The organism is Caballeronia terrestris (assembly GCF_001544515.1).
Lineage (GTDB): Bacteria > Pseudomonadota > Gammaproteobacteria > Burkholderiales > Burkholderiaceae > Caballeronia > Caballeronia terrestris.
Window position 1 is genome coordinate 1 of record NZ_FCOL02000441.1, and the last position, 1,245, is coordinate 1,245.

General features: G+C 63.1%; 1 protein-coding gene. It reads left to right on the forward strand.

Annotated elements, in window-relative coordinates; genetic code table 11:
* Positions 1 to 44: 44 nt before the first annotated feature.
* The coding region (locus AWB67_RS38120; protein ID WP_235025606.1) for a cation-translocating P-type ATPase at positions 45 to 1,245 on the forward strand (1,201 nt) is incomplete at its 3' end.

The following is a 1,245-nucleotide window of genomic DNA, read 5'->3' on the forward strand; positions in this document are numbered from 1 at the left end:
CTCCCCTGCAGAAGCGTCTCGCCGGGTTCGGACGGCGGCTGGCAATGGCTGTGCTGGCCATCTGCGCGACCATTTTCGGCGTCGGGGTGGTGCGCGGCGAGCCAGCCTTGCTCATGCTGCTCACCGCGCTGAGCCTCGCGGTCGCGGCCATTCCGGAGGCGTTGCCCGCTGTGGTCACCGTGATGCTTGCACTAGGTGCGCGCAACATGGCCCGTCGACACGCCTTGGTGCGCCGCCTCCCGGCAGTCGAGACGCTCGGTTCGGTTAGCTGGATCTGCACCGACAAAACGGGCACGCTCACTCTGAACGACATGCGTGCTGAGGAAGTTTTCGTGAGAGGCGAGCGGCTTGCCGCATCGGCGATCGATATGAGCAAGGCCGCTGTGCGGCAATTGATCGAAGCTGTAGCGCTTTGCAACGACGTTGACGGCGGCGATGACAACACCATCGCTGGCGACCCCACCGAACTCGCTCTGTGGCGCATGGCGTCCGATAGGGGGTTCGACAAACGCAGCCTCGAGCGAACCGCTCCACGCATCTCGGAATTCCCATTCGACTCCGATCGTAAGCGCATGACGACATTGCATCGCAGCGACAACGCTTTCATCGCTTATACGAAGGGCGCGCCCGAAACGGTGCTTGAGCGTTGTAACACTGTCATGACCGACGAAAACGCCATCCCCGCCGAGCAGGCGCGCCTGCTCGGCGTAGCCGAAGCAATGGCGAATACAGGCCTTCGCGTGCTCGCCATCGCATGTCGCACGTGGGACCGCTTGCCTGGAGAGAAGGATAAGGCGGAAGAGGTGGAGCAGGGTCTGACACTGCTTGGCTTCGTAGGACTTCAGGACCCGCCTCGCCCAGAGGCGAAGGATGCGGTCGAGACCTGCAGGTCAGCGGGAATCACGCCCGTAATGATTACCGGCGATCATCCGGTCACCGCGCGCGCGATTGCCGGTGCACTTGATATCCTACGCGACGGGGATGAGGTCATGGGTGGCCGGGAACTCAGCCAACTCTCCGATAGTGCACTCGCCGAGCGTATCAAGCATACGCGCGTCTATGCGCGCGTCGACCCGGCGCAAAAAATCCGAATTGTCGAGGCTATCCAAGCCGACGGCCAGTTCGTCGCGATGACCGGCGACGGTGTGAACGACGCGCCCGCGCTTGCCCGCGCCGATATTGGCATCGCCATGGGACGCAAAGGCACCGACGTCGCACGCGAGGCATCGAGTCTCGTACTACTCG